At 34.9% G+C, this 16,875-nt stretch carries 13 protein-coding genes and 1 tRNA gene; 8 read left to right on the top strand and 6 right to left on the bottom strand.

Features of this window, described 5'->3' with window-relative positions:
- Positions 1–216: 216 nt before the first annotated feature.
- Positions 217–290 (bottom strand) — tRNA-Pro (locus ACZMIG_RS12665).
- 68 nt (positions 291–358) lie between these two features.
- Complete coding sequence (gene spt / locus ACZMIG_RS12660; protein ID WP_053398316.1) at positions 359–1,546, bottom strand: serine palmitoyltransferase; 1,188 nt, start codon at positions 1,544–1,546, stop codon at positions 359–361.
- A gap of 162 nt (positions 1,547–1,708) precedes the next feature.
- Here spt and ACZMIG_RS12655 point away from each other — a divergent pair, with 162 nt between their 5' ends.
- The gene (locus ACZMIG_RS12655; protein WP_021854255.1) at positions 1,709–2,746 is read left to right on the top strand and encodes a diacylglycerol/lipid kinase family protein; all 1,038 of its coding nucleotides are present in this window, start codon (positions 1,709–1,711) and stop codon (positions 2,744–2,746) included.
- 23 nt (positions 2,747–2,769) lie between these two features.
- Here ACZMIG_RS12655 and ACZMIG_RS12650 read toward each other — a convergent pair whose 3' ends face one another.
- Genes ACZMIG_RS12650 through ACZMIG_RS12640 form a run of 3 tightly spaced genes read right to left on the bottom strand, consistent with a single transcriptional unit; the run spans position 2,770 to position 5,711 of the window.
- Positions 2,770–3,627 (bottom strand): N-acetylmuramoyl-L-alanine amidase-like domain-containing protein, encoded by an 858-nt coding sequence (locus ACZMIG_RS12650; RefSeq protein WP_487889652.1) that lies wholly within the window; start codon positions 3,625–3,627, stop codon positions 2,770–2,772.
- 1 nt (position 3,628) lies between these two features.
- Entirely contained in the window at positions 3,629–4,717 is a 1,089-nt protein-coding gene (locus ACZMIG_RS12645) for a DUF4421 domain-containing protein (RefSeq protein WP_288172600.1), read from the bottom strand.
- A gap of 10 nt (positions 4,718–4,727) precedes the next feature.
- Positions 4,728–5,711 carry a Gfo/Idh/MocA family protein gene (locus ACZMIG_RS12640; RefSeq protein WP_021854258.1) on the bottom strand — a complete coding sequence of 328 codons (984 nt, stop codon included), beginning with the start codon at positions 5,709–5,711 and terminating at the stop codon, positions 4,728–4,730.
- Positions 5,712–5,937: 226 nt separating this feature from the next.
- Between ACZMIG_RS12640 and ACZMIG_RS12635 the strand changes: the two genes are divergently transcribed.
- Positions 5,938–6,819, top strand: a complete 882-nt coding sequence (locus tag ACZMIG_RS12635) for a hypothetical protein (protein ID WP_021854259.1) — start codon at positions 5,938–5,940, stop codon at positions 6,817–6,819.
- 800 nt (positions 6,820–7,619) lie between these two features.
- Here the strand turns inward: ACZMIG_RS12635 and ACZMIG_RS12630 are convergent.
- Complete coding sequence (locus tag ACZMIG_RS12630; RefSeq protein WP_125104143.1) at positions 7,620–8,267, bottom strand: DUF3256 family protein; 648 nt, start codon at positions 8,265–8,267, stop codon at positions 7,620–7,622.
- An 854-nt stretch (positions 8,268–9,121) separates the two neighbouring features.
- Here ACZMIG_RS12630 and ACZMIG_RS12625 point away from each other — a divergent pair.
- From ACZMIG_RS12625 to ACZMIG_RS12600, 6 genes are read left to right on the top strand one after another with little or no spacing between them, the layout of a single operon-like run.
- Positions 9,122–9,823 (top strand): cell division ATP-binding protein FtsE, encoded by a 702-nt coding sequence (locus ACZMIG_RS12625; protein WP_021854263.1) that lies wholly within the window; start codon positions 9,122–9,124, stop codon positions 9,821–9,823.
- 30 nt (positions 9,824–9,853) lie between these two features.
- Positions 9,854–11,182 (top strand): aspartate kinase, encoded by a 1,329-nt coding sequence (locus tag ACZMIG_RS12620; RefSeq protein WP_021854264.1) that lies wholly within the window; start codon positions 9,854–9,856, stop codon positions 11,180–11,182.
- Between the two features lie 2 nt (positions 11,183–11,184).
- Positions 11,185–12,345 (top strand): diaminopimelate decarboxylase, encoded by a 1,161-nt coding sequence (gene lysA, locus ACZMIG_RS12615; RefSeq protein ID WP_302023411.1) that lies wholly within the window; start codon positions 11,185–11,187, stop codon positions 12,343–12,345.
- A 20-nt stretch (positions 12,346–12,365) separates the two neighbouring features.
- Positions 12,366–13,508, top strand: a complete 1,143-nt coding sequence (locus tag ACZMIG_RS12610) for a glycosyltransferase (RefSeq protein ID WP_487889651.1) — start codon at positions 12,366–12,368, stop codon at positions 13,506–13,508.
- Positions 13,509–13,514: 6 nt separating this feature from the next.
- On the top strand, positions 13,515–14,861 hold the full coding sequence (locus tag ACZMIG_RS12605) for a glycosyltransferase family 4 protein (RefSeq protein ID WP_487889650.1): 1,347 nt from the start codon (positions 13,515–13,517) through the stop codon (positions 14,859–14,861).
- Positions 14,858–16,843: a fructose-bisphosphatase class III gene (locus tag ACZMIG_RS12600; protein ID WP_021854268.1), complete on the top strand. Its 1,986-nt coding sequence runs from the start codon at positions 14,858–14,860 to the stop codon at positions 16,841–16,843. The genes ACZMIG_RS12605 and ACZMIG_RS12600 overlap by 4 nt, the downstream gene beginning before the upstream one ends.
- Positions 16,844–16,875: the final 32 nt, after the last annotated feature.

Raw genomic sequence — 16,875 nt, 5'->3', positions numbered from 1 at the left:
AGCATTGCTCCGAGGAGTTATTGACATACCATTCTTCCTCTTTAGGCTGACTAAAATTTATGCGTAATATTTTCTTTCCCCACTATTTATCGGGTGAGCCTATTTAAATTATCTGATATTAACAACCTTCTACTTATAGTGTGTATTGAAAATAAAAAGCCTAAGAATTTATTATATTCTTAGGCTTTTTATTCTTTTAGTATACTGCTAATTTAGTCGGGGCGACAGGATTCGAACCTGCGACCACCTGGTCCCAAACCAGGCGCGCTACCGGACTGCGCTACACCCCGTAACCAAATCTTTAAATTTGCGATGCAAAGGTACTACTTTTTTTTAAAACATGCAAATTTTACAGCATTTATTTAATTATATTTTGCTCAACAAAGATTTTTTTCAGTGCTTGAACACCTTTCTCTACTTGTTCCACAGTATGGGTTGCCATTAATGCAAATCTGACAAGTGTATCTTGTGGTGCGCATGCAGGAGGGATAACAGGGTTTATAAATACGCCTGCATCAAAAGCCAATTTAGTAACGAGGAAGGTTTTATCTACATCTCTAACATAAAGAGGTATAATAGGACTTTCTGTGTCTCCTATTTCAAAACCTTCTTCACGGAAGCGTTTTAATGCATATTTTGTAACTGTCCAAAGGTTTTCAATACGCTCAGGTTCTTTGCGTATGATGTGCAGGGCTTCCATTGCAGCAGCTGTAGCAGCAGGAGTATTGGATGCGCTGAATATATAAGTTCTGCATGTGTGGCGCAAATAGTTTATGGTATCTTTATCACCGGCAATAAAACCTCCTATGCTGGCGAGGCTTTTAGAGAAAGTACCCATGATAAGATCAACGTCATCAATTACGCCAAAATGGTCGCATACGCCTCTTCCTTCTTTTCCAAAAACTCCTAGTCCATGTGCTTCGTCTACCATTAGAGAAGCATTATATTTTTTCTTTAAACGAACAATTTCAGGTAAATTTGCAAGATCACCTTCCATTGAGAAGACGCCATCAACGACAATAAGCTTTATTGACTCGGGTTTACATTTTTGGAGTTGTTTTTCCAAGTCTTCCATATCGTTGTGCTTATATTTTAAGCAAGTTGCGAATGAAAGACGTCGTCCGTCAACAATACTTGCATGATCGCGGTCATCGCAAATGATATAATCTTCACGTCCACAAACAACGGAGAGTACACCGGCATTTACAGAGAATCCTGTCGAAAAGCATAATGCTTCGTCTTTATGCTCAAATTCAGCAAGTTCCTTTTCGAGTTGTACATGTATGTCAAGTGTTCCATTCAAGAAACGGCTTCCTGCACAACCACTTCCATATTTGTCTAATGCATCTTTTGCGGCGGCCTCAACACGCGGGTCACCAGTTAATCCAGTATAAGCATTAGAACCGAACATAAGCACTTCATGTCCGGCCATTTGAACCTCAGTGCCTTGTTTGCCTGTTATTTCACGGAAGTAAGGGTAAACACCAGCTTCCATGAACCTTTGTGGTTCACGGTAATTTTTGTATCTTTCTTGTAATAGTCCCATATTATAAATAGGTGTAGATTTTCTACATTGTTTTGATTAGGCTGCAAAGATACAAAAAAATGTGTAAATCATAAGAAAAAAAATAGAAAAGTGTTTTTTTTGCAAAAATATTATAAGTAATAAAAATGGTTTGTACTAAAATATTATTATTTTTGCAAGACGATGGCAGGAAAGAAAAAGATAATATTTGTTGTGAACCCGATATCTGGAACGACAAGAAAATCGGGTATCTGTAAACTTATTGAGAATAATCTCGATAAGGAATATTATGATTTCTCAATAGTTGAAACCCAATACAGCGGGCATGCTTCTGAGATATCCAGAGATGCCAAAGATAGAGGGGTTGATGTTGTTGTTGCTGTTGGGGGGGATGGAACTATAAATGAAGTAGCACGTTCAATTGTTAATTCGGATACGGCATTAGGCATTATTCCGTGTGGTTCTGGAAATGGATTGGCTAGGCATTTAATGATACCGATGGATATGCATAAGGCTCTTGAGGTAATTAATAAGCATACGGTGCATGACTTGGATTATGGTATTATTAACGGAATACCATTTTTCTGTACATGTGGTATGGGGTTTGATGCTTTTATTAGTATGAAGTTTGCCGAGTCAGGAAAGCGCGGCCCTGTTTCATATCTGGAGAATATTTTGCGGGAAGGATTAAAGTATAAACCGGAAACTTACGAGATAGAGGATGAAAACGGGAAAACCAAGTATAGGGCTTTTCTTGTTTCATGTGCCAATGCATCCCAATATGGAAATAATGCATATATAGCACCACAGGCATCCATGAGTGACGGATTGCTTGATGTTATAATAATGGAACCTTTTGATATGATTGATGCACCGCAGATTAGTATAGATATGTTTAATAAAACTTTAGATCGGAATGCAAGGATAAAAACATTCCGTACTAGGCATATCTTGGTTCATCGTCAAAAGGAAGGATATATACACTATGATGGCGATCCTGTTATGGCAGGGGCTGATGTGGATATATCCGTTGTCAATAAGGGTATAAAGGTTATAATTAATCCTTTGGCTGATAAAGCAAAAAGGCAGCCAAACATGGTGCAAAATGCCTTCAGTGATTTTTTTAACGATATAAGTAATATGCGTACAGACATTGGCCGTCAAGGACGCCATATTCATATTTTGAATAAAATATTACTTAAACGCTTAAATAATCTGTGACTTCTTATAAGTTTGGACGCTTGCTATTTCATGTTTAGGCGTATGACTCTTATCCCTGTCATTGTCTTCTGCTTTTGCAGGTAATTGTATAAAGTCATAGGTTCTTCAACCACTTTGTGGTGCAGGCTAGATGCGTTAAGCATGTGCAGCCCGTCTTTATGCCATATGGCAAATCCGATGTGTTGAATATCCAGTCCTTTTAGACTTGTTGTGGTAGCAATGATGTCACCATCTTGAATTGTTCTTCTGACAGTGTTAGTGTTCTTAACCTCCGTCTTGGGAATATATTTGTATGTTTTCTGATTAATGTTCTGTTCTGTTTTTCTTATTGTAGGGATATACTTAGGATTTTCCTTCAGCATCTTATATTTAGAGGGATTTTCTGACATGTAAAATACATTTATTCTTTGGGTATTGGTGAAAGGCGGGGTAGGGCTTTGTATTTCCTTACAAATTCCTTTCTTTGTATTGTTCTCTATCCAATCCGTGAAATAGTGAAGTCTTTGTGTGTAATGAGGTCGTGAGTCGTCCCTGTATCTTATTTTTTTAAGATTGTCACAGAAACTTTTAAATGTGTATTTCTTTTCACTTATGCACATTGAAAGGGCTACGACATTTTCAACATAGGTGGTGCAGTCTAGTTGCCTCAAATTTATAACTAATTTTTCTTTCTTGTTTATCTCTAGGGTGTGTGCTACATAGGGAATACTTTTAAGTTTCCGTGCAAAATATATTATATAATTAGTGCTTTCCGGTTGTTTTTTCGCATCGTTTAACAATTTAATAACGCGAATGCTGTCTGATGGTTTGTAGTCAACCTCATAAGCATAGGTTGTTACGTATGACAAAACAGCAATGAATAATAAAAATAATTTCTTCATATTATTTCCTTCCTATGTTTATTCCAAAGTAAAAGTTTAATGAACCGAATACATTATTAGTGGAGAATTGGCTTTTTCTATAATTATATGAGTGAAGAATTGTACTTGCTCCGGCATAAAATTTTGTATTGTTCCATACTATTCCGAATCTTCCAACTCCATCAATATTTACATCTCCAAATTTAAAGTCTCTAAGTGAGAATTCCGATTTATAGTGCAGGTCGCCAGTAGACCTTTTGTATGCTAATGCAACTGACAGTGATGCTGCAAAAAGCCAATTACGTGCAAAAACCCAATTGTATGCGTATCCGCCTGAAATAGAATATGATGTGTAACGTACTTTGTTAAACATTAATCCGGAATCAAGCTTTACATTCTGGTATTTGTCGCTAATGTTGTTTTCCACGACATTTTTAAGCTTCTCATAATCTAAATCAAGCTTGTGAGTGGTATATCCTATGCCAAGCAACGGAGAGCCGCAGCTGCGTTTCTGACATGTACTTTGGCTGAAAGCCGCCGGATATGAAAATTTTTTGTGGTTAAATATGTAGTATAAGTCAAAACCTTTAATTCCAACAGTAAGTCCAGAAAATGGAATTCCTTTTAATGTATGGCTGTTAAGGCCGTTTCCTAGGTATGCTTCGCGTATCTTATAGTCGTTGCCCGTTTGTCTATAATACAGGTCGATTCCAAACATAGAGCTGTAAAGGCTTAGTTCGAACTCTTTCTTATTGTTGTCGTTGCTGATATGGCCTATGTCAAACGTATACCCAAGAAATATCCATCTCCATCCAACATAAGGTCCGATTCTGATTGTTGGTTCAGGAGCAAATGTGATGTACTGACCTGATTTGCTTTCAAGTCTATATATCTCATATGTATTGGTGTTTTGCAGCATTATTGTATAATTATAATGTTGCGGTTCTATATAGTTTGTGTCTATTTCATTGAAGTCTTTAAATACCTTTGTGAATACCTTTCCTATTCGTCTGAATATTGTGTTTTTCTTTTCGGTTTTTATCGTGTCGTTGGTTGAATAAGCCAATGACACGGCAGAAACCAAAAAGAAACTCAAAATCAGACGTTTCATATTCATAAATTTAGAATTTTCCTAATATGCGGTCCATGACCCAATTGACAGGAGTGGCTGATACACTTGTGCATGAGCACGCTCCGAATCCTTGCAGGTCTTCAACAACTGCTTTAATTATTGGCAGCTGAACGTATGGGGGATTTTCTACTGTTATATATTTTTCGTCATCGTTTGTGACAAGATGGATTGGGTCGTAGTTGTATACAGAAAAGCTAAGCTTTCCTTTACTTCCAACAATATCGATTCTGTCTTCTTTTGCAGATTGGTGGCCAACGAAGCACCATGAGCCACTTCCTGGAACACCGCTTTCAAACCTGAAGCATGCACTTATGCTGTCTTCTGTCTGATAAAGTCCGGCGCGGTTGGCGCATATGCCTTCAGCTTCTGTTATTACTCCAAACAGATCCTGCATCAAGTCAAGCTGGTGTGGAGCCAAGTCGTAGAAATAGCCACCTCCGGCTATGTCCGGTTGTAATCTCCATGGGAGTTTTTCTTTTGAAGAATAATCTAAATCACGCGGAGGGCAAGAAAAACGTATTTGCACGTTCATTATCTCACCAATAGTTTTGCTTGTTATGATTTCTTTGACGCGTTTGAAATATGGAAGATACCTTCTGTAGTAGGCGACGAAACATGGAATCCCGGTCTGCTCGCTGACCCTGTTGATTCTTACGCAGTCGTCATAATTAGCAGCCAGAGGCTTTTCTACGTATACAGGTTTTCCTGCTCTCATTGCCATTATTGCGTATGTGGCATGGCTTGAGGGGGGAGTGGCAATATAAATGGCGTTAACGTCGGGGTCGTCGATAAGCTCTTGTGCATCAGTATACCATTTGCTTATTTTATGTCGCTCTGCGTATGAGCGCGCCTTCTTCTCATTGCGGCTCATTACGGCAATCACTTTTGAGCCTTCTATTTCGTTAAAGGCCGGGCCTGATTTTTTTTCAGTAACCTCTCCGCAACCAATAAATCCCCATTTTAACAGTTTCATATTCTTGATGTTAACGATTTTTATTGTGGAAGTATTCTTTTCTTAGTAAACGTTTGGAGCCGCATGCTTTTTATTTATCTTAAAAAGATAATACATTAAGGAGCTTGTTTGACAAACTCTATTTGTTATGCAACTTATCTTCTGCAAAGTTAGCAATTTTTATTGATAATACCATTTCATAATATCCGGAATATTATTACCTTTGCATTAATTAATTAAAAATGAAATGAACAATCTTAAGCAAGAGTTTTTAAATAAGAGTCGTAGTTATACGGCTTGTATCTCTGCATCTCATAGGATGCTGTTTGACAATATACGTGCTATATTCAGACATACATGGTTATACACTTTGCTTTTGGCCATGTCAATAGCTTTGTTATCTATTTTTTATACAAGGGCTTTAACGGATGGTGGCTATACACATTCTTCATACCCCCTCTTAATGGTCTCTGTTGTCTTGGTCGTTTGTTTTCATGTGGGATATGTCTCGCGTATATTTATGCTTCTTGGCCATCAGTCGATGCAGTGGAATTTAGTTAGATGTATCAGACTCCTTGGTGTGTACTTGTGTATAATGGCTATAGTTTCTGTGGTACAATGGGGACTTGTTTATCTGGTTATAGGAACTGGTCCGTTTGTCCCTCTTGACAAAATGCCTGTAATTGCATGCGTTATCATTGGAGTTTCATTGTTCTTTTCATGTGTCTTGCTTCCGTATGTTTACGTATTTGTTAAATATTTGATGGAGCCTGATAGTAAATTGAGCAAGATCTTATTAAAGGCATACAAGGTGGGATGGCGTTATTGGGGATTTATATTTATCACACTTTTATTGGCTGCTTTATGTGCTGCCGTTTGCATGTTCTTTGTTTCTATCCCAATGCTTATAATTTCTATGGCTAATACATTGTCGGCAATTGGCGTAGGATATATGGGCGATCCTTCTGGCTTGCCTTCTTATTTTAGTGTATTGCAATATGTTGTTGTGGCTCTGTCGTCATTTATATGCCTTTATGTTTATGTTTTTGTGATTTTCGTATGTTATTTTATGTATGGAAGCATAGAAACTCGTGAGAAAGAGCGAAAAGAATTCTTGAAGATAAAATAATGAGCTTACAAATTTAAGTTTTTGCGTCAGTACATTTTGTAACTATTATAGCTTATATAGTGTCTGTTTGTCAGATTCTGCGTTCCGCGGAAATCTGGCAAATAAGCATAACATTCTAGTTGATTTGTTGTACTTATGGTACTTTTTCGTTGTGTGTTGAGTGTATTATATCGTAAAATGTAGATAAAAGCAGTTGTTTGTGTAGCAAAATACATTGATTTGTAATGTAAAACACATTGTTTTTCATTGCAAAACATGATGTTTTATGGCGTAAAATGTGTCATTTTATTTGGTATTTTATATGTTGAAGGTGCTTGATTTTTAAATGTTAATCTGTAACTTGCTGAATTATAACGTATTACGTGTTGTGCATGATTTTGTGGCTTTTTCGATTGTATTTTTATTATTTGTGTTTATCTCTTTATTTTGTGGCATTCTTGAAAAGCATGATGATACTTTTCTCTTGGTTTTTGTGATATTTTGATAACGTAATCCGGAATGCTCTGTATGTGATATAAATAAGGTTTTGTCTTTTATAGTAAATGACATATAGAATGGTAATGTTTAATTTGTATTATTTTATCGACTGACAGATAATGAATGCTTTGTTAATTAAAAGGTGTTGGCTTATATTGTTATTAAGGCTTATTAGAATTAGAACCTATATAAAACAAAAATTGATTGTCTCACGACAACCAATCTTTTATTAACCTTAATAATCTAATACCATGAAAAACACGATGCAAAGGTATTCTAATTATTTCTTTTCTCCAAATATAATCTCTAAAAGAAATGGTTTTCTAACATTTTTTAAAATTTTGACCATCCCATTTAAAAGAAATTTTCTTTATTATCGCATTTATTTCGTTATTGTTGTCTTTTTGAATAAATGGAATACTCAAGTTAAATGTTATACAGTTTGATTTTTCGTCCCATTGTGCAGCAAGCATAACAGGTTCTATGCAATTATATAGATTTTTAAATTTGTCTTCCGGCATTGAGTCTGGTTTTTGTGTGAACATACTTAAAATGGTATCTTCATCATTATCGACGGGAAGTCCAAATGTTGAGTTTATTGCTTGCCATTCTGTTGAATAGAATTTTACTGTGCTTTCTTTGAGCGGGCTTTTAATTGTCTTGATTACGCATAGTATTTGTGTAGAGTCGTTTCCACGCAGAAGCTTGAGCTGCATTTCTGTAGTCTTATTCATGTTGATTTTTGCATAATCAAAGCTAATGGTGTCAATTGAAGTTGCCCCGTTAAAAGTGTTCTTTACTTTTACAGAATCTTTAGAGCCTGTAAATTTTAATAATTCTTCTTTCTGATCGTTTGTGATATAAGGTAAAATTTCATCAGGAATGTTACCTATAACTTCTTTAATTGATATTTGGCCCATAATGTTGGTTGTGCAACAAAGCAGGGAAATGAGTAATGCAAATATTTTCATTTTATTCTTATTGATTGAAAGGGTGAATATACTATTGTCTTTTGCAAATTGTGGCCGGCATTTTTTGCCACTATCTTGTATGTTTTTATTGGTTTATTTAAGCTTGATATCATGCAATAGATGTCTAGAGGAAGCCAATGATATCTTTATCGGTTGTCCAAATAGGTGATGTTGTAATTTATTTAATCTGTTTTGTTCTATAGCTTCTTTTTCTATTGTATTCATGTGTCTGTATTAAATGAGATAATTTTGTTTTTAGTCTGCAATATTACACTTTTATTTTGATATTCGCAATAAAAACTCAGAAAAATACTTTTACTGTAATTTTTATAGCGTTTTTCCTTTCAAATACAATGCTTTAGTGGCACTTTGAGTGTTATACTAAAATTATTAGGATATAATGGTTGATAATTCGGAGTTTTTTAATACTTTTGCAAGTCGAAAGGGTGCATCATTAAAACATTGTAATACAAGAGATGATACCTACTGCAATATAATTGCTTCACTGTTGTGCAAAAACAGAATTGGATGCAGGTCCATAATAAAGCAGAATGTTGTCAGAACAATTTATAAGGACACTTCGTGGAATTTTGTCTTTAAAAGGCGTGATTTGGGAAATGTCTTTGTTAGAGCTGTAAAAGCATATTGAACGGGATGTCCTGACATGTCTTGGAGGCTGTTGTCGATGTTATAAACCATAAGGATGATCGTTTGATACATGAAGATTCTGATATGTTGTGTTATCTGTTTATGTTGTTTGCGTACAAGGGTTTGAGGATAAAGGTGTTGTAGAGAAGCTACAGGATGTAATGGTCCTGAATGGCATAAACATTAAAATATTAAAAATATAGATTATGTATATTGATTATAAAAATGTAAATATATATCAAGATGATGTATGTGTGCTTGGCAATGTGAATTTTCATGTTGATGAAGGTGAGTTTATTTATATCATCGGAAATGTAGGTACGGGAAAAAGCAGCTTGCTTAAAACTTTGTATTGTGAGCTTGATATTGATGAAGGAGATAATGCAACAATCCTAGGACGAGACCTATTTAAAATTAAACGTAAAGAAGTACCGGCTTTGCGAAAGGAACTAGGAATAATATTTCAGGATTTTCAATTGTTGCATGACAGAAATGTTTATAAGAATCTATGCTTTGTATTGAAATCAACGGGCTGGAAAAATAAAAAGGAAATAGATGAGCGCATTGATGAAGTGCTGGATGCTGTTGGCATGTCAGAAAAGAAAACAAAAATGCCTTATGAACTTTCTGGAGGAGAGCAACAACGAATAGCTATTGCTCGCGCAATATTAAATAAACCGAAAATAATTATTGCAGATGAACCGACCGGTAATCTTGATCCTGAAACTGCGGATAATATTGTAAATTTGCTGAAGCAGATAAGTCAGACCGGGACGGCTGTAGTAATGTCAACACACAACATCTTGATGCTTGATAAGTATCCTGGTATTGTTTACCAGTGTAAAGAAGGTAAAATTAACGACATAACTAATATATATAACAAAAGTCTTTTTGATGAAGAAGACTAATATAAAATAAAAATATAAAAAGATACGATTATGATAGTAATGAAGTTTGGTGGCACATCAGTTGGCTCGCCTGAGCGCATGAAGCATGTTGCCTCATTGATTACAAATAGTGGAAAACCAGTTTTTGTCGTTTTGTCTGCAATGTCAGGTACGACAAATTCTTTGATTGAAATATCTGATTATTTATATAAGAAGAATCCGGAGGGCGCAAATGATGTTATAAATCGTTTGGAAAAAGCATATATGAAACATGTAGAAGAACTTTATTCTACAGAGAAATGGAAGAATGAAACAAAAATATTCCTCCAAAATGAATTTAATTATTTACGTTCTTTTACAAAAGATCTTTTCACTAGTTTTGAAGAAAAAAGCATTGTTGCTCAAGGTGAGATAATGAGTACAAATATGGTAACCAATTACTTAAAAGAGTGTGGCTACAATGCTGTTTTGCTTTCTGCACTGGATTTCATGCGTACTGATAAAAATTCAGAACCAGATTCTTCATACATTAAAGATAAATTACAGAATTTGTTGGAGCAGAATCCTGGCCAACAGGTTTATATTACACAGGGATTTATCTGTCGCAATGCTTACGGAGAAATAGATAATCTGCTTCGTGGAGGCAGTGATTATACTGCGTCATTGGCAGGAGCTGCTATAAATGCAGATGAGATACAAATATGGACAGATATAGACGGTATGCATAATAACGACCCGCGTGTGGTTGATAAAACTGAAGCTGTTCGCCAGTTACATTTTGAGGAAGCTGCGGAACTTGCATATTTCGGTGCAAAAATATTACATCCGACATGTGTGCAGCCGGCAAAGTATGCAGGTATTCCTGTGCGTTTGTTGAATACAATGGACCCTGCTGCACCGGGAACTATTATAAATAATGAAACTGTAACAGGTAAAATTAAGGCTATTGCTGCTAAAGATAATATTGTGGCAATTAAGATAAAGAGTAGCCGTATGCTACTTGCTACAGGATTCCTTCGTAAGGTCTTTGAGATTTTTGAGAGTTATCAGACGGCAATAGATATGATAACAACAAGTGAGGTCGGTGTTTCTATGAGCATTGATAACGATGCGCATCTTAATGATATTGTTGCAGAATTAAAGAAATATGGAACTGTAACAGTTGACCGCGATATGTGTATAATATGTGTTGTCGGTGATTTGGATTGGAGTAATGTTGGCTTTGAGACATTAGCTACAGATGCGATGAAGAATATTCCTGTAAGAATGATTTCTTATGGAGGAAGTAATTACAATATATCTTTCTTGGTAAAAGAATCTGATAAGAAACGAGCTTTACAAAGTTTGAGTGATACATTGTTTAATAAAAGTGAAAATTGAAAATGAAGGGTGTTTTTCCAATTGAAAAATTTAAAAAGACGGATACGCCATTTTATTACTATGATACAGATTTGTTGCGTGAAACTTTAAATACGATAAATAAAGAGGCCGGCAAATATGAAAATTTTTGTGTGCATTATGCAATAAAAGCAAATGCTAACCCAAAGGTTTTAAATATAATATGTCAGGCCGGATTGGGAGCTGACTGTGTTAGTGGAGGTGAAATATTAGCGTCACTTAATGCAGGCTTTCCTTCAAATAAAATTGTATTTGCAGGAGTAGGGAAGAATGACAAAGAAATAAAACTCGGTTTAGAAAAAAATATTTTTTGCTTTAATGTAGAGAGTATACCTGAACTGGAAGTGATTAATTGTCTTGCAGAAAACTGCGGTAAGGTCGCTTCTGTAGCATTGCGTATCAACCCTGACGTTGGAGCACATACACATGCTAACATAACTACAGGACTTGCTGAAAATAAGTTTGGCATTGCGATGTCGGATATGGAGAATGTTATTGCAAGAATCTCACATATGAAGAACGTGAGATTCATGGGATTGCATTTTCATATAGGTTCACAAATCCTTGATATGGGCGATTTTGTGGCATTATGTAATCGTATTAACGAGATTCAAGTTAAATTGGAGGCTCATCATATTAATGTTGAGATGATAAATGTTGGTGGCGGACTTGGTATTGATTACCAACATCCAAACCGTGTTTCAATACCGGATTTTAAATCATATTTTGAAACGTATGCAAAACATCTTAAACTCCGTAAGGGGCAGAGTCTTCATTTTGAACTTGGGCGTTCTGTTGTTGGTCAATGTGGATCTTTAATAACGAAGGTGTTATATGTAAAAGAGGGTACAGCTAAGAAGTTTGTAATAGTTGATGCCGGGATGACAGACCTTATACGACCAGCTTTATATCATGCATATCATAAGATTGAAAACATTAGTAATGATGGATGTATAAATACTTATGATGTTGTAGGCCCAATATGTGAGTCTAGTGATGTTTTTGCTAAATCAATAGATTTGGACGAATGCCATCGTAATGATATAATTGCTATACGTTCCGCTGGTGCTTATGGTGAAATTATGGCATCTCAATATAATTGTCGTTCTTTGCCAATTGGCTATATTAAGGAAGATATATTGTAATTAAAAAATAGAATTGAATAATGCTAATTTTAGACAATATAACAATTGTTATTTGTATAATTTTGGTGATTTCTGCACTCTGTTCTTCTTTATTTGATACGTTTTTTAAAAAAATGTTCGATAAAGAAGAAACAGATTCTGCAGAGAATTTAAAGCCTGTATCAGTTGTCATTATTTCGGATAATAATTCTGTAGAGTTAGATAATAATCTGAAATATTTTCTTTCTCAGGATTATTCTGCCGGATATGAAATAATTGTTGTTGTAAGTCGTGATGAAGATGGAACGGCAGATGTTTTGAAAACGTACAATAAGTATAAAAACTTATATACTACATTTGTACCAGAAACATCTCGGTATATGAGTCGACGAAAACTTGCAATAACATTAGGTGTGAAGGCAGCTAAAAATGATTTGATTTTATTAACTGATGCCGTGTGTAAACCTGTTTCTAATCATTGGATTGAAGGCATGAGTACCAAATGTAGGGATGGAATAAATCTTGTTATTGGATATAGTAATTATTCTGATGACACAGGTCAATTTAAAACGTTCTATCGCCTTCATAAGGAATATACCTATATGTATGAAGCGTTTAGAGGTTTGGCTTACAGTACTTATGGTAATAATCTGTTGTTTAAGAAGGCCGATTTTATGTCGGGTCGCGGATTTCAAGGTAACTTGAAATATGTTAGAGGTGAATATGATTTTTTAGTTAATAAATATTCTAAATTCGGGAGCGCAGCTATTGCAATATCTAAAGATGTAATGTTAGTAGAAGATAAACCCTCAAAAAAAGCTTGGAATAATAAAAACACGTTTTATTTCGAAACGCGTAAACACCTTCAACGGAGTTTTAGACATAGACAAATATTTAATATGGATGTGCTGGGGCTTTATCTTTGTTTCATATTAGTGATTTTTTCTGTAATATATTCAGTTCTTTCTGCCAGGTTTGTAATATTGCCTTTTTCTTTTATGGCATTGGTGATTCCTTTTATTTCTAGAATAATATGTGCGAAACGTGTGCTTAATAGATTTAATGCAAATGTTAGTTTATGGAAAGTTATTCCATTTGAATTGGCTCTGCCTTTCAGTAATTTCAGATTTGCAATAAAATACATATTATCAGATAAATATGAATATATAAGTCATAAATCATAATGAATTATGAAAGTCTTGCATTTTATACCAAATTTTGCTGATATAAATGAGTCTGTAGGACTTCAGTATAAGATAGCTCTAATTAAGGCTATGGCAGAAAGTGCAGAAGTACATTTATTGTGTGCTGACTATCCTGGTATAGATATGGGAAGTGTGCATGTCCATAAATTCTCTCTCTTGAAGAATTTGTTTGGTAGATGGCATTCTTCCTTCAAGAAGTTTTTGGCAGATATACGTCCGGATGTGGTACATATTCATGCATGTTGGAATATATATGCATACTATCTTCAGAGATGTTGTGAAAAGTATAGAATTCCTACAATCATAACATTTGACAGACAATTGGAGGCCTGGCATTCGTCGGGCCATTATTGTTTATGTAATTTTTTAAAATCTGTTATTTATCAACGATATATAGTGTCGCATGCAAAAGTCTTGCATGCTGTTTGCGATAATGAGATATGTAGCATATCTGATTATGTTGGATATCCAACGCTTTTATGTAAAATCTTAGGGATAAGATCAGAACATGCAGAGACGCTCCATATAAATGAATCAAATGGGGATATTGGTAATGTGGAATATGATGTATATGTTTCAAAACAAAATAAGAATATTAGGAATATTGTATTAATTGATATATTCAATGAAATTTATGAAAAATCAATTAGTCCATTGTCTGATAGGCTAATTGGGATGTATCAAATAGTTGTTGACAGTAATCCATTTTGGCTTATGAGTTCTGAAGATTGTTGTGCAGAAGATATTTTGTTGCATGCAGGTGCGACAGAAAATATTGCAGGCTTACAATTGTCAGATAATCAACGTAGGATTCTTTCAACGCTTGATGATAAAGCATGGCGTAGAATTCTTTTACATTCATATAACCAAGGAATATTAGAATTTGTTTTTTCTGGAATTGAAAAATATAATTTATCCCAACCTTTTTCACAAGAACAAATTGGCGGGATATTTTGTCTCTTGGAAAATAACCCACAGCGTCTTACTAATATAAGAAATACTTCAAAAATTAAGACTGATTCAAGTCTTTCTGATCTTGAACGTGATATCATGATTAAGATAATGACAATCTTATATGGTATAAAGCATCGTATAGAGATTAAAAGAAAAGATATGTTAGATTTATATCTTAGCTTAAAATATAATAATTTTGATGAAATTCAGTTATATAATAAAGTTCATGAGACCGGTATTTTAAAAGATACAGCACGCTTGTTTCAAATAATGAAAGAGCGTTATGGGTTAAGTGAAGGCTTTATGTTTATAGAACCGATTAATGATAGTAAAACGAAGAAATTGAGAAAAATGTTTTTTAAATCTAATATACAATGAAGACAAGGAATTATGACATTGAAAAGGACTTAAAGTATTTGCAATTGTTGTCTCATACTTTTCCGACAATAGCTGATGCCAGTACAGAGATTATAAATTTGCAGGCGATATTGAACTTGCCTAAGGGTACTGAACATTTTCTTGCAGATTTACATGGTGAGTATAAATCTTTTCAGCATGTGTTAAAGAATGCTTCAGGTAATATTAAACGTAAGGTTAATGAAATCTTTGGCAATGATTTGCGTGAATCGGAAATCAGGGAATTGTGTACTTTGATATACTACCCCAAAGAGAAACTTGAACTTGTTAAAGCCAGTGAGCCGGATTTGGAGGATTGGTATCATATAACAATACATCAGCTTGTAAAGGTTTGTAGGGATGTTTCTAGTAAATATACACGCTCTAAGGTTAGAAAGTCTTTACCGAAGGATTTCTCTTATATTATTCAGGAACTTCTTCATGAACGTACAGATGATATAGATAAAGCTGCTTATGTTAATGTCATAATCGAAACAATAATATCAACGGGACGCGCGGATGATTTTATTATTGCGATTTCTCATGTGATACAGCGTTTGGCAATTGATCTATTGCATGTATTAGGTGATGTCTATGACCGTGGACCAGGTGCGCATATTATAATGGATGTACTAACGAATTATCACAATTGGGATATTCAATGGGGAAACCATGACATACTTTGGATGGGGGCTTGTGCCGGTAATGATGCTTGTATATGTAATGTAATACGTTTGTCTTTGCGTTATGCAAATCTTGTTACGCTGGAAGAAGGGTATGGTATAAATCTTATTCCATTGGCAACATTTGCGATGGAGCATTATGGCGATGATCCTTGTGAGGAGTTTATGCCTAAAATTAATGGAGGCAGTACAGACATTGACGATAAGACAAAACGGTTGACTGCATTGATGCATAAAGCTATCACTATCATTCAATTTAAGGTGGAAGCTTCTATGATAAAACGTCATCCTGAATGGGATATGCAAGATAGACTTTTATTGGAATGTATTGATTATGATAATGCGACATGCAATATCTCTGGAAAGTCTTATGAAATGAAAAGCTGCTGTTTCCCGACTGTAAATCCTAATGCACCATATGAATTGACACCAGATGAAATTATACTTATGAGTAAACTTCATCACTCGTTTACTGTTAACGAGAAGCTTCATAAGCATATAAGGCTATTGTTGAGTCATGGTTCATTATATACCATAATTAATGATAATCTTTTATTTCATGCTTCCGTTCCTTTAAACGATGATGGTAGTCTTAAAGAAGTGGAACTTTGCAAAGGTCATAAGTACAAAGGACGTGAACTGATGAATCGGACGGAACATATTATTAGAAATGCATTCCAAAATGATTCAGATCCTCGTGAGAAGGAATTTTCTGTAGATTATTTCCTTTACTTGTGGTGTGGGCGAAATTCAGTTTTGTTTGATAAGTCTAAGATGGCAACTTTTGAACGTTACTTTCTTAAGGACAAATCTACATATAAAGAGGAAAAAGGAAATTATTTTAAATTAAGAAACAATGAGGAAGAGTGTGATGCCATTCTTGATGCTTTTGGAGTGAGCGGTCAGAATAGGCATATTATTAATGGACATGTCCCTGTTCATGTCGTAAATGGAGAGAACCCGATAAAGGCTAATGGTAAGCTAATGGTTATTGATGGCGGATTTTCGCAGGCGTATCATGAAGAAACGGGTATTGCCGGATATACATTGGTTTATCATAGTAGAGGCTTCCAGTTAGTTCAGCATGAACCATTTACGAGTACAGAAGATGCAATACTTAGAGGGTCCGATATTAAAAGTACAACACAGATTGTTGAAATGTCATCACATAGAATGCTTGTGGCAGATACAGATATAGGACGTGATTTGAAAAAGCAAATTGCAGAGTTGGAAAAACTGCTTTATGCTTATAGGCATGGTTTTATTAAAGAATTACGCTAACAATTGAGAATCATTGAGGTAGTCCAAGATTT

This window comes from Xylanibacter sp. (genome assembly GCF_057607445.1).
This window is presented reverse-complemented; position numbering and strand designations above follow the sequence as displayed.